Origin of the sequence: Bradyrhizobium erythrophlei, assembly GCF_900129425.1 — a bacterium.
GTDB lineage: Bacteria > Pseudomonadota > Alphaproteobacteria > Rhizobiales > Xanthobacteraceae > Bradyrhizobium > Bradyrhizobium erythrophlei_C.
The window spans coordinates 6,492,415-6,505,077 of sequence record NZ_LT670817.1 but is presented as its reverse complement, the minus strand read 5'-3'; the positions used below and the strand labels follow the sequence as shown (position 1 = coordinate 6,505,077).

At 59.5% G+C, this 12,663-nt stretch carries 11 protein-coding genes; 4 read left to right on the top strand and 7 right to left on the bottom strand.

The window, feature by feature from the left end; genetic code table 11:
• Positions 1–197 precede the first annotated feature (197 nt).
• From B5527_RS31075 to B5527_RS31060, 4 genes are all read left to right on the top strand, one after another.
• On the top strand, positions 198–833 hold the full coding sequence (locus tag B5527_RS31075; protein ID WP_338065138.1) for an MBL fold metallo-hydrolase: 636 nt from the start codon (positions 198–200) through the stop codon (positions 831–833).
• Between the two features lie 403 nt (positions 834–1,236).
• A complete protein-coding gene (locus B5527_RS31070) occupies positions 1,237–1,515 on the top strand; it encodes a DUF1330 domain-containing protein (protein WP_079604912.1) in 279 nt (92 codons plus the stop codon).
• 60 nt (positions 1,516–1,575) lie between these two features.
• The gene (locus B5527_RS31065) at positions 1,576–2,214 is read left to right on the top strand and encodes a TetR/AcrR family transcriptional regulator (RefSeq protein ID WP_197689232.1); all 639 of its coding nucleotides are present in this window, start codon (positions 1,576–1,578) and stop codon (positions 2,212–2,214) included.
• A gap of 528 nt (positions 2,215–2,742) precedes the next feature.
• Complete coding sequence (locus tag B5527_RS31060) at positions 2,743–3,627, top strand: alpha/beta fold hydrolase (protein WP_079604910.1); 885 nt, start codon at positions 2,743–2,745, stop codon at positions 3,625–3,627.
• 106 nt (positions 3,628–3,733) lie between these two features.
• Here B5527_RS31060 and B5527_RS31055 read toward each other — a convergent pair whose 3' ends face one another.
• The 7 genes from B5527_RS31055 to B5527_RS31025 form a co-directional block, all read right to left on the bottom strand.
• Complete coding sequence (locus B5527_RS31055) at positions 3,734–4,837, bottom strand: M20/M25/M40 family metallo-hydrolase (RefSeq protein WP_079604909.1); 1,104 nt, start codon at positions 4,835–4,837, stop codon at positions 3,734–3,736.
• A gap of 138 nt (positions 4,838–4,975) precedes the next feature.
• Entirely contained in the window at positions 4,976–5,857 is an 882-nt protein-coding gene (locus B5527_RS31050) for an ABC transporter substrate-binding protein (RefSeq protein ID WP_172842722.1), read from the bottom strand.
• 128 nt (positions 5,858–5,985) lie between these two features.
• Positions 5,986–6,954 carry a Bug family tripartite tricarboxylate transporter substrate binding protein gene (locus tag B5527_RS31045; RefSeq protein WP_079604907.1) on the bottom strand — a complete coding sequence of 323 codons (969 nt, stop codon included), beginning with the start codon at positions 6,952–6,954 and terminating at the stop codon, positions 5,986–5,988.
• Positions 6,955–6,993: 39 nt separating this feature from the next.
• Positions 6,994–7,968 carry a Bug family tripartite tricarboxylate transporter substrate binding protein gene (locus B5527_RS31040; RefSeq protein ID WP_172842721.1) on the bottom strand — a complete coding sequence of 325 codons (975 nt, stop codon included), beginning with the start codon at positions 7,966–7,968 and terminating at the stop codon, positions 6,994–6,996.
• Between the two features lie 276 nt (positions 7,969–8,244).
• A complete protein-coding gene (locus B5527_RS31035; RefSeq protein ID WP_079604905.1) occupies positions 8,245–9,111 on the bottom strand; it encodes an HpcH/HpaI aldolase/citrate lyase family protein in 867 nt (288 codons plus the stop codon).
• Between the two features lie 76 nt (positions 9,112–9,187).
• Positions 9,188–11,116 carry an AMP-binding protein gene (locus B5527_RS31030; RefSeq protein WP_079604904.1) on the bottom strand — a complete coding sequence of 643 codons (1,929 nt, stop codon included), beginning with the start codon at positions 11,114–11,116 and terminating at the stop codon, positions 9,188–9,190.
• A 195-nt stretch (positions 11,117–11,311) separates the two neighbouring features.
• Positions 11,312–12,613 (bottom strand): MFS transporter, encoded by a 1,302-nt coding sequence (locus tag B5527_RS31025; RefSeq protein WP_079607640.1) that lies wholly within the window; start codon positions 12,611–12,613, stop codon positions 11,312–11,314.
• Positions 12,614–12,663: the final 50 nt, after the last annotated feature.

The following is a 12,663-nucleotide window of genomic DNA, read 5'->3' as shown; positions in this document are numbered from 1 at the left end:
CTTCAATGGGATGTGCTTACGGTAAGGCGCAAGGGCTTGGCGCGCGATTTGCCGCCCGGCAAGGAAGAGCTGCAGTGGGTGTGGCGAATTCGGTGACGCTCATCTATGGCAAACGTGACGGGGGCCTCGTGGACACGTTTCTCACGATCGAGCAATCCCAGACGCTGCTGAATTGGATCGTCTAGAGCGGCAAGAATCTGACTGCGATCTATATCACCCATGGTCACGGCAACCATTTCTTCGGCCTTTCATCGCTCCTGGAGCGCTTCCCGCACGCCAAGGCGGTCGCGACACCCGAAATCGTCAAGGCCATGCATGAGCATATATCGCCCGACAAGATCGAGAACTTCTGGCTTTTCCCTGGCGAGATTGCAGACCGCCTGCTGGTCGCCGAGCCGCTGGAAAACAATGAGCTGGAGCTGGAAGGGCACAAACTTGTCGCGGTAAATGCCGGGCGGACCGATACGGCTCATTCAACATGCTTGCACGTCCCGTCGATCGGACTGATCGTCGCCGGGGATGCGGTCTACAAAGGCATCCATCCCTATCTTGGCGAGACCGATGCGCAGAGCCGGCTTGAGTGGATTTCCACGCTCGACAAGCTTGAGGCTCTGAAACCGAAGGCCGTGATCGCCGGGCACAAGGTGCCGGAAAACGACGACGATCCCCGCAACATTGCCGAGACGCGGCAATACCTCCACGACTTCAACCGCCTGAATACAGCAACATCGACCGCACGCGAGCTCTACGATGCGATGCTGAAAATCTATCCCGATCGCGTCAACCCAGGCTCCCTTTGGAGCGCAGCGAACATTTTGAAGAAGAACACATAGAGTCCACCCCAGGCTGAGAACGGTAAATCAGACTGGCATAATCGCTCCGCACGAATAGCCGGGGCGAACTCAAAGCCACTCGCGCCGCCGACCAACCGGCGTTCTATAACGAAGAGTGGCATGACAAGGGAGGATCATTGTTATTCAATACTATATGAAATTGTCTTTGCCGCTTGCGTGGCCTCTCGCGCCTCCGCACTTAATGGATGGCGCACGTACGGATGGAGGGAATTTTGCGGATGGATGGGACTTTGTCGAAAGCGTCGCCTGTGCGTCGATCCGGGGCCGACGGCTCGAGCCTGGCCAAACTAGTCTTCAGGCTTGAAGCGAAGGGGGCAGGCCCGACAGCGGTTCAATTCGGTCGCGCAGGCAATCTCATTTCACGAGATGGAAAGGACACGGTATGAGTGCGTATCTCGTCATTGAAGCAACCGTGCGCGACCGAGAAGCTCTTGATCGGTACGCCTCGCAAGCCATCCCAATGATTCGGCAATTCGGCGGCGAAGTGATTGTGTTGGCGCCGTGGGAATTGCTCTTTGGAGAGCCCGCCTATGACAACGGCATGATTGTGCGTTTCCCGGACAAGGACACCGCTCTCGCCTGGTACAATTCGCCGGCCTATCAAGCTCTTCTGGATATTCGCGCCGCGGCCTTCGACTGCCGCTTCCGCCTCGTCGGCTAGAAAAGCCATGACCTGCTAATTCACCATCTGCGGTAACGAATCGAGGAGCAAGCGCTGGGCGTGTCGAGAGAACAGGCTGCGGAAAGCCGCCGCGCGATTATCGCCGCGGCGACGCAGCTATTCAGAGAGCGCGGCGTGGACGCCGTCGGGCTGAGCGAGCTGATGAAGCACGCCGGCTTTACGCAAGGTGGCTTCTACAACCACTTTGAGTCGAAGGAGGCACTGGTTGCCGAGGTGCTTGCGTCGGCAATCGCTGAGGGGAATACCAAGTTCGTCAATATCGCGAGGGCGCCCGTCGATGAGTCCACCACCGCTCTTCGGCGCTATATAGACTGGTATTTGTCTCGAGCCCACCGCGACGACATCGATCATGGTTGCCCTGTCGCCCGATTTGCGGGCGATGCGCCCCGCCTGGGCTCCGGAGCGCAGTCGTATTTCGCCGGCGGATTGGATGATCAGATAACGCTCCTGGCTGGGCTGCTCGCGGAGAGTGGATCGCCAGCCATGATCGGTGAGCGTAAGACGTTGCGGGAACGAGCTATCAGCTTGCATTGCCAAATGCTGGGTGCACTTGTCCTGTCACGGTCCGTCGCACAAGTTGCGCCGGTGCATTCGAACGGGATCCTAGAGAACGTTCAGCAAGACATACTCGCATCTATCGGCGGGCGTTCGAACCAGGCCCCCGGGCCGCGAAAGTAGCACTGAGCCACGATCCGTTGTGTGAGCGCCATATGAGTTCACCTGGGTGGCCGCGTCGAACTGAGCCTTTGATTCCCGCGTAGGTGGCGCGAACAGTCACTTTGCTCGTCACTGATCCAATAATGGTTTCGACCGATCGGTTAGAACCCTGCGGATGCACGACGTGTGCACCGAGAGATCAAACAGTCTAGAGAAAGCCAGCCAAGCAGCGCTGAACCGAGCGCCCTTCAGTGTCAGCGGGGTTCGATGTCTCGAGAGTGCGTTGACTTTGTTCGTCGGGCCGAAATTTGGCGAGGCCGATTTTTGAACGGCCGCTTCTGGCGCAAAGCCGGCGTTCGCGCTTCATCTTAGCATCGGAAATGGAATCGCGTTCGGCAGCACGATAGAGCAGTCGGCCATGTCGATCTGGTGTCTGGCATCCAATCGTGGAGATTGACGGGAAAGTAGTTTTGAAGGACCGTCAGGTACTTGTTTGAGCGGTCCAGCACCCTCACAATCCTGTAAAAAACCGCAAGGGGATAATCAAAAATGCCATATGCGACAACGGACGATGGCGTACGCCTTTACTACGAGGAGACCGGCAACGGACGACCACTAATTCTGGTACATGAGTTTGCCGGGGATCTTCGGAGTTTTGAACCGCAGCTACGTCATTTCGGGAAACGATACCGTGTGATCGCATTCAATGCGCGCGGTTTTCCCCCGTCCGATGTTCCGGAGGGCCCGGCGTCTTATTCGCAGGCTCGCGCGGCGGATGACGTCCTGTCCGTACTCGACCACATCGCCGAAGAGAAAGCTCATATTGTAGGGCTTTCTATGGGAGGTTTTGCGACGCTCCACTTCGGCCTTCGTCATCACGATCGGGCGCAGTCCTTATGCGTTGGCGGATGTGGGTATGGAGCAGAGCTGGAAACGCGGGAGACCTTCCGCTCCGAGGCCGACACTATAGCCAATTTTATTAGATCATCGGGAATGCAGGCCTTTTCCGAGCGGTATGCATACGGACCAACCCGGGTGCAATTCGAAAATAAGGATCCACGTGGTTTTGCCGAATTCAAGCAGATCCTGTCGGAGCATTCAGCCGTCGGTTCGGCGAACACTCAGGCGGGTGTTCAGAAGGAGCGGCCGTCGCTCTATTCTCTGGTTGAGGAAATGAAGAAAATGACGGTACCCACACTTGTCATTTCGGGCGATGAAGATTGGCCGTGTTTGCTTCCCGGCGTTCTAATGAAACAATCGATACCTTCCGCGGCGCTTTCGATTATTCCAAATGCAGGTCATGCGATCAACATCGAGGAGCCGGACGAATATAACCGGATCGTCGGGGAATTTCTTTCGCAGGTGGACAGCGGCCGCTGGCCGATGCGAGATCCCCGAGCCATCAGCAAGTCTATCACGGGTATAAAGCCTTAGCCGAATGATTGCCGGGCTGCCGAAGGCCATGCTCGAACAAGATGGCGCTAGATTCTGCTTCAATCCAGCTGAAGCGGGATCTAGCGGCATGATCGCAGCCCTGTCCTCACAGCAATGCGGGAAGCTCCCTTGCAATCCGCTCATAGATGCCAACAGCCTCCTGGAGCTCCCTGATGCTGATACTCTCCGCGGGCTTGTGAGCAACGTCGATACTACCGGGACCTAGGATCAACGACGGCGCCATGCGGCTGTACTCGGAGGCTTCGGTCCCTATCCCCATGACGCGAGCCTTGCGGCCGATGGTTCTTTCCATGGCGCGCACCAGAGGCGCATCGGCTGGAAGCTCGGGCGGCGGCGCTTCCGGCCGCACCTCGATGTCGAGCCCGTGAGCGCCCGCGGCACGCCGGATTTCCTCGACGACCGGACGCGGGTCGATCGATTTCGAGTACCGGAACTTGATGCGGCAGGTGGCGAGCCCGACAGTCACGTTGGGAAACGCGCCGTAATTGTCGATGACGAAGTTGAGATCGCAAAACGGCGGATCATACTGGATGTCATGAAGCGCGACGTCGCGCCTCAGGCGAAGGTGCAGGTCGCGGATATCCGCGAGAAAGGGCACCAGCTGCAGGTTGGCATTCAAGCCTAGCCCGGTCGAGGAATGGGCCTGGCGCCCATGGGAATGTACCACGAATTGGACGTCGACGCGGTGGCCGCGCACGACATCGAGGCTTGTTGGCTCGCAGACAATGAAACATTTGGGCGTACCGTCACGCAGCAGCCGGCTTTTCGCGACCACCTCGCGGACGCCCTGTTTGGTCACTTCTTCATCGGCCGTGAGCACGATTTTTGGGCGCAGCCGGGGATCCATTCGCCGAGCTGCCGAAAGAAAGGCAGCGATGGGCCCTTTCATGTCGGCCGCACCAAGCCCGGTCAGCCGGTCTTGCGCGATCGTGGCTCGAAATGGGTCCGTGTCCCAGCCGGTAGCCGAGACCGTATCGAGATGCCCGGCAAAGGCGAGGGGTGATGTGCTTTCGGGATCAGCGGCGACGATGTTTGTCTTAGCGATGCCTTCGCGATCAACGTAGTCGATGCGCTCGATGTTCCAGTGTTCGAGTTGCGATTGCATGAAATTCGCAAGCGGGACATTGGAGACCGAGCTTTGCGAATCAATCGCAATCATCTGGCATAGCAAGTCGACGACTGTCTGCATCCGATACAATTCCCCCGATGGCCAATATCATGCGATTAAGTGGCCGCCCGTTTCCTTTGGCAAGAGTAAATTACCGACACTTGCGCGGAACACGCAATAAGAGCGATTGTTCTCGATTCCGCAACCCGTCGAGGCCGGTTAAGCCAGACGTGCATCGACACAATGTTCAAAAACCGGTGGACGCTTTAAGGAGCCACCCGAAAGGAAGCTCGACCCGAGGCGTTCAAACCCTTGTTTCGACATCGCAGGATCGCGCGCCCATAGGCCGGCATCGAGATAGCGCTGCAGAGAACGAACGAGTAGTTCCTGCTGCACATGCGAAAAAAAGGAGGCGACGACCTCAGCGAGCTCTTTTCCGCTGTGGGCGTAGAGCCACTGTTCCATTTTTGCAAGCGCGTGCGTCATTGCGACAAATGCGTCACGGTGTACCGCGACTTTGCTCCGAGTTGCGATAAAGGCAGTGTAGACGGTTGGCCCCCGTGAACTTGCTGCATACAGTATTTCGCCGGCTCGATCCATTTCGGCCCGTGAGGCAAACGGCTCGAACGCTTGCATCACATCAAGCCGCCCCTCGCGCAGCGAGGCGTAATTATCTGGCATTGTTCGATCAGAAGTTTTTGCGATCATTGCAGGGTTAATATCGGCTTCGCGCAAATCGTGCTGTAGGCACATCCAAGGTGTCGGTACCTCCGAGACAGCAGCGAAACGCAGGTGCGCAAGGTCCGAAAGCTTAAATCGCTTGAAATTGCCAATTAGAAAAAACGGGTCCCGCGAAACAACCTCGCCAAAGCAGACCAGGGGGCTCTGATCGTCCCGATCGTGCGCCGTCATTACGCGCATCGGGCCGCCCCAGGTCAGATCAATCGTGCCATTTGTAAGATGCGCAATTGCATCGCCCGGTGCGTCGCTTGAAACCAATTCGACATCGACGCCCTCGTTCGCGTAGAAGCCGAGCCTGTGAGCGGCGTAATACGGCGCATAGAAGATTGCCCGGAAGTTCTCCATGAGTCTGATCTTCACGTCGGTCTCCAAAAACAGTGGTTGTGAGGGAGTTTTCACTGGCGAAAAATCTTTTTGGCCTTCGAGGCACAATAGGCGCGGCCTCATTAGCCTGTAGGCGACATGCGTCCAGTGCCGCCATTTCGAATCTATTCCAAAGCTAAGCCAGAGGACTTAATCGGCCCGGCCCACTTGGCGATTTCGTCGATGACGAACTGCGCGAGATAGGTAGATGATCGCCGCTCGTCAGCGACGAGATCAATGCCGTTTTCCTTGAAGCGTCTTTGCACTGTCGGATCGTTCATGGCCGCGACAGTGGCGTCGTGCAACGTTTGAACAATAAATGCGGGCGTGTCCCTGGGCAGGAAGAGGGCGCTCCAGTTGGATGCCTCGAAATCAGTCAATCCCTGCTCATGCGCCGACGCCAGATTTGGCAAGCTCGGCGAGTGCCCATGGCTGAGTATGGCAATCGGCTTGATCGCTCCGCTTTCAATTTGAGGAATCGCGGCCGGTGTATCGATGCACAGATAGTCGACTCGCTGGGCTACCAGATCCTGCATCGCCGGCGCGCCGCCACGATATGGGACATGGGTGACATCGACGCCGATTCGCGCGTTGATCAATGCGCAGCCGAGATGGGTGGCGGAGCCTGCGCCTGCCGAAGCAAATTGCATCGTCTTCTGGTTGGTCTTCGCGTAGGCAATGAATTCCCGTAAATTGTTTACAGGCAAGTCCTTGCGCGCCACCATCACCAGCGACAGATCTGCAATTAGCACGACCGGAGTGAAATCAGTTATCGAATTGTAAAAGGGAGTCTTATAGAGCGTTTGGGTGACGGCCTGCGTGCCGACGTTGCCGAGCACGAACTGATATCCGTCTGGCACCGACTTGGCGACCCGGGCGGCGCCAATCATGCCGCCGGCCCCGCCGACGTTCTCGACAATCACCTGCTGCTGCAAGGCGTCGCTCAAAGCAGATTGCAGAATCCGCGCAACCGCGTCCATCGGTCCACCAGCCGCAAACGGCACCACCATTGTTAGCGGCCGGCTCGGCCAAGTCTCGGCTTTGATCGGTGTAGCGAAGAATGCAAGCAGGGCAATCAGGACAAGCCGACGCATTCTTGGCTCCCGTGGTGTAAGCTCGCAATTTTGTGTGGATTAATTGATTGAGATATCGGTCTCAAGTGCGATCTTGCCGTATCTGGAGATTTCGCCTTGGATAAATTTCACGTAGTCGTCGTTGCGCAGTGGCGTGCTGATAATCCCAAACAATTGCAGCTTATCCTGAAACGTCGGGTCAGCGTTGATTTTCGCGAGCTCAGTGCTCAAGCGGTCGACTACATCCTTGGGAAGGCCGGCTGGTCCTGACAAACCAAACCACAAGCCGCCAAGAACGGTCGGGTAGCCTGCTTCTGCCATCGTTGGGACGTCAGGCAACATCGGCAAACGGGCGGTGCTCATCGCCGCCAGCGGTCGGATCGTGCCGGCCTGAATGTTGGAAAGTTGCGACGGAAGTCCGTCGAGGATAACGTGAATCTGGCCCGAGACGAGGTCGAGCATGGCCGGAGCCGTGCCTTTGTAAGGCACGTGGACCATACGAACTTTGGACGCGGTCTTGAACATCTCGCCCCAGAATTGGCCCGGAGCGCCGACTCCCGACGATCCATAATTCAATTGGTCTGGATTGCGCTTGGCGTAATCGACAAGTTCGACGAGGGACTTCGGCGGAAGCGCGGCATTGATGCTCAGGACTGCCGGAGCGGTCGCAATTAGCCCAAAGTGTGTGAAATCCTTGATCGGGTCGTAGGGCAGAGCCTTGAACGCAGCCGGCGCGGTAGCGTGAGTCGTGCTCGATGAAAGCAGAAGGGTGTAACCGTCAGGCGCGGCGCGAGCGACAGCCATGGCTGCGATGGTGCCCGAGGCGCCGCCGCGATTGTCCACGATGACCCTTTCTCCGAGCGCATTGGACAATCGTTCCGCAACAAGTCTTCCTACGAAGTCACCCGCACCACCGACAGGCACGGGAACAATCAATGTCAGGTAACGTGTGGGATAAGGCGCTGCGAGCGCGAGGTTGGACGTCACAAGCAGCAGTGTGATGATCCACGCCAACAGAACCGTCAGAATTCTCACATCAGATCTCCTTCTCATTTACTAGCCAAACTCATTTAGTAGCCAAACCTTAGCTTATCAGTTGTTGAATGGCGGCGTTTGGCGCAAAGCGGCCTTCGCCCTACGTTCAGGTCACTCCCCCGCACGCGAGCGCCCCGATCGTGTCCGACGATCTCGAATTTCGAGAATCCGAGCTTGCCCATCATTTCCGCAATTTCGTTCGCCATCGCCCGCTTCGGAATATGAATAGTGATCGTCGGCGGAAACGGGACTTCCGGGCGCTCCGAAGTCCTGGGTCTACCTGATGCGCTTCAGCAGACGCTCGGCTCGCGTGAGATGCGGCCGGTCGAGCATCTCGCCTTTAAGATTGATGACGCCGGCAGACGGAGCGGCCGCGAACGCATCGACCACGGCGCGCGCCGCCGCGATGGCCGCTTCGGTCGGAGAAAAGACGTCGTTGATAATGGGAACCTGAGCCGGATGTATCGCCATCTTTCCCGTGAAGCCGTCCCTGCGGGCTTCCTCGCATTCGCGGCGTAAACCCTCGAGATCACCAAAGGCCGGAAAAACCGCGTCGATCGGATCGACGCCCGCTGCGACGGCTCCGAACAGGCAGAGCGAACGAACGAGCCGAAATGGCTCGGTATAATGTCCCTTGTCGTTCCGGTTGGTCTCCGAGCCGACGTCGGCGGAAAGATCTTCCGCTCCCCAGGTCAGGGCGTTCAGTCGCGGGCTCACACGTTGATAGGAGCCGAGGTTGAACACGGCCTTGGCAGTCTCCGTCGCGACGACCATGATCTTGATATGCCCGTCGGTCATTCCATGATTGGCTTCCCGGCTCGTGAGTTTCTCGGCAAGACCGGCCACGTCCACACCGCTTTCGCTTTTGGGCAGCATGATCGCATCCGGGCTTGCTGCGACCACGGCGTCGAGATCGGCGTTGACCATGTGCGAGTCGAGCGCATTGACGCGCACGATGAGAAGCGGACGATCGGCCTTCGACGCGTGGCTTTCGAGAAATGCCCGCGCCAGATCCCGTGCGAGCGGCTTATTGCCGTGTGCAACCGAATCTTCCAGGTCGAGGATCAGCGCGTCGGCGCCGGCAGCAAGCACCTTCGAGAGCTTCTTCTCGGAATCTGCGGGGACAAAAAGAAGAGATCGCATGGGCTCGCCCGAGTTTTGAAGGAGGGGTGCGGCGTCCTATCTCCGAGAGACTGTACAAGCACAAGAAAAACCAGAGTCAGGCGGCATTCACCGCAGCCAATACTGCCTGCAACGCCGCCGGATCGTCGAGGCCGGTGATGTCGCCCCGCACCGTGCCGGTCTCGGCGGCTTCACGCAACAGGCGCCGCATGATTTTGCCGGCACGCGTTTTGGGCAGGGCTGCCGAGATATAGACCTGACCGAGCCGCGCAATGCCTCCGATCCCGCGTTCGACGGCGGCGGAGACACCCTTCCGCACCGATGCCGGATCCGCACCGGGACGCAGCGTCACGAATGCGACCGGCACGGTGCCTCGCACGGCATCGCGGATGCCGATGACCGCGACTTCCGCGGCTCCTGGTTCGCTTGCGGCCGCGCTTTCGATTTCCATGGTGCTGATACGGTGAGCCGCGACGTTGATGACATCGTCGGTTCGGCCGAGCACCCAGATCTGTCCGTCCGTGTCGATCACAGCTTCGTCGGACGTGGCATATCTGCCTTTGAAGCGCGTGAAATAGGCGGTCTGGTAGCGCTCGGCATCGTCCCAGATCGTTCGCGCCAGCGTCGGGAAAGGCGTGGTCAGCACCAGGTTGCCGCGCGTTCCGGCAGGGACGGGCTCGCCCGCGTCATCGACGACGAGACAGGCGTGGCCGGGGACCGGGGTCCCGCAACTCCCCGGCTTGAGAGCATCCACGCCGTAGACCGGATAGGTCCAGGTCGATCCGGTTTCAGTCTGTCCGTAGGCATTGACCAACGGCACGTCAAACATGCGCTGGGTCCATTCGGCGGTCTCGGGATCGAGCGGCTCGCCCTGCGTCGTGATCAGGCGCAGGCCTTGCGGCCGTCGGCTGTTGACGACGTCGTCGCCCGCCGCGCGCAGCATGCGCAGTCCGGTGGGCGCGACGAGAATCTTGGTGACGCCGTGCCGCTTGGCGCTGTCCAGGATCCGCGTCTGCTCCGGATAGTCGAGCGCGCCTTCGTAGCAGAACAAGGTGATGCCGTGCGCCAAGCCGCCGGTGATGGCCTGGATCGGAAACGTCAGCCAGCCGACGTCCGCGGCGCACCAGTAAATGTCGTCCTGCTCTGGCCCGACCTGCCACTGCACATTGGCCCAGGTGCCGACCAGGAAGCCGGCCGTACTGTGCACGACCCCCTTGGGCTTGTTCTCGGTTCCCGAAGTAAAGATCAGGAAAGCAGGCTCGTTCGCCTCCATCATTTCGCACGGACACTCAGTAGCCATCGAGTCCAGCAGCGTGGTCCATCCACTTTCGCTCAGCTGCAGGTTCGGCTCCGCGCCAGTACGGTTGATCACCACCGTGTGGCGCAGTTGAGGAACCGACTGGCGCGCCTCGCGGAGGTTGGCGAGCAGCGGAGCGGTGCGGCCGCGGCGATAGGAACCGTCCGCGGTGATGACGACGACGGCCCGCGAGGCCAGCAGGCGCAGGCGGATCGCGTCCGGCGCAAAACCGCTGAACAGCACGGTATGAATCGCGCCGATTCGGTTGCAGGCGTGGATGGCGATGAACGCCTCCGGCAGGTTCGGCAGGTGGATGGCAACGACCTCGCCGCGGCGCACGCCGAGCGATTTCAGGGCGTTTGCGCAGCGGCCGATCTCATCGCGCAGTTCGCGATATGTCAGGCGCCGCACGTCGCCGGGTTCGCCTTCCCAGATGATGGCGTGCCGGTCGGCACGGGCCGGGTCTTCCGCATGCCGGTCGACGCAGTTGTCGGCGACATTGAGCCGACCGCCGGCATAGTAGCGGATATCTCCCAGCGCACCCTCTCGCAGCGCTTCCCACGGGCGCTGCCATCGCAGGCGACGGCCGGCCCAATCCCAATAGCCATCGGGGCCTCCGCTGAGCTCGGCGGCGCGGGCCTCCTGCAGCAGAGCCGCCTGACGTGGAACCTGCCATCGGTCAGGCAGGGGAAGTAGCGGTGCAACGGTCAGCGTCTCGATGGCATCCATGGCGTTTTCTCCAAAATGGCGTTTTGTCCGAACAGCGCCCGCATTATTTTGCGGGTCGTCAGGGGTCGTGCTGCTATTCCATGGCCGGCTAAGCCGGCCATGCCGTGCGTGGTACCAACGGGGGAGTGCGGCAGATTGTTTTCGGCGGGCTCAAGGAATTCGACCGACGTACCAGGTGCCGCACGATGTTCATGATCAACCGATGCCGGGTTGCTGAAGGACGGTGCGTCGCACTTGCGCGCGCTCCAGCATCCAGACCAGTGGACATGACAACGCGACCGAGCCAGCCAACAACATCAGCCCGATCGAGAAGCCGCCGGTCGCGTCCTTGATCATGCCCAAGGCGAGTGGCCCAAAATATCCGCCGAGATTGCCGACCGCTCCGATGATCGCGATCCCCGCGGCCGCCGCGCTGCCCGACAGGTTCGAAACCGGAAGAGCCCAAAACGGCGGAATAGCCGAAAACACCCCGATCGAAGCAAGAGTGAAGCCGATCATAACGACGATCGGATTGCCGGCCTGCGCGGCCAGAAGCAATCCCGCGACGGCGAGCAGCGATGGTAGGATCGTGTGCCAGAGACGCTCACCGGTCCGGTCGGAGTGAATCGACCACGGAATCATTAGTACAGCAGTCGCGATCGATGGGATTGCGACAAGCCAGCCCACTTGGCTCACCGAATAGCCCAGCGCGCGCACGACTTGCGGCATCCAGAATCCAATTCCGTAAAGACCCGTCACCACCAGCAGATACCAAAGGCAGTAAGCCAGCACGCGTGGATTGCCGAGAGCCTGACCAACCCCGTGGATACGCGCCTCGGCGCGCTGCGCGTTTTCCGTCGCAAGTTCGCCGGTCAGCCAATCGCGCTCATCGCGGGCGAGCCAGTCAACGTGTTCGGGACGGTCCGGAAGCATGAAGAGAATGTAGATGCCCACCAGTACGGTCGGCACGCCTTCCAGGATGAACATCCACTGCCAGCCGCGCAGGGCGAGAGCGCCGTCGAGCCCGAGAACGTAGCCGGAGAGCGGCGCGCCGATCAGAGTCGACAACGGAGCCGCAGCAAGGAACAGCGCGATCATCCGCGAGCGTGCGCGTGCCGGGAACCAATATGTCAGATAGAGGATCACGCCTGGAAACAGGCCGGCCTCGGCGAGGCCGAGCAGGAAGCGAATGAGATAGAAGCTCCAAGGTCCCGAGACGAGCGCCATCGCCGCTGAGACCGCGCCCCAGGTAATCATGATGCGGGCGAGCCAGATGCGGGCGCCGAAGCGTTCCAGCGCGAGATTGCTCGGCACCTCTCCCAGGAAGTAACCGACGAAGAACAGTCCGGCTCCCCAGCCATAGACCGTGGCCGTGAAAGCGAGATCCTTGTTCATGGTCAGTGCGGCGAAACTGACGTTGACCCGGTCGAGATAGCTCAGGAAATACATCAGAATGATGATGGGCAGAAGTCTCCATGCAACCTTGCTGACGGTTTGCCGTCCGATTGTCTCGTTCATGGCGTTGTTCCCCGATTGTTTATTTGGTTTGTTGTTGGCCGCTTCCTGCA

Coding starts and splice junctions, on each gene's coding strand:
- B5527_RS31070 (WP_079604912.1), top strand. CDS start 1,237: ATGAGTGCGTATCTCGTCATTGAAGCAACCGTGCGCGACCGAGAAGCT.
- B5527_RS31060 (WP_079604910.1), top strand. CDS start 2,743: ATGCCATATGCGACAACGGACGATGGCGTACGCCTTTACTACGAGGAG.
- B5527_RS31055 (WP_079604909.1), bottom strand. CDS start 4,837: ATGCAGACAGTCGTCGACTTGCTATGCCAGATGATTGCGATTGATTCG.
- B5527_RS31045 (WP_079604907.1), bottom strand. CDS start 6,954: ATGCGTCGGCTTGTCCTGATTGCCCTGCTTGCATTCTTCGCTACACCG.
- B5527_RS31035 (WP_079604905.1), bottom strand. CDS start 9,111: ATGCGATCTCTTCTTTTTGTCCCCGCAGATTCCGAGAAGAAGCTCTCG.
- B5527_RS31030 (WP_079604904.1), bottom strand. CDS start 11,116: ATGGATGCCATCGAGACGCTGACCGTTGCACCGCTACTTCCCCTGCCT.
- B5527_RS31025 (WP_079607640.1), bottom strand. CDS start 12,613: ATGAACGAGACAATCGGACGGCAAACCGTCAGCAAGGTTGCATGGAGA.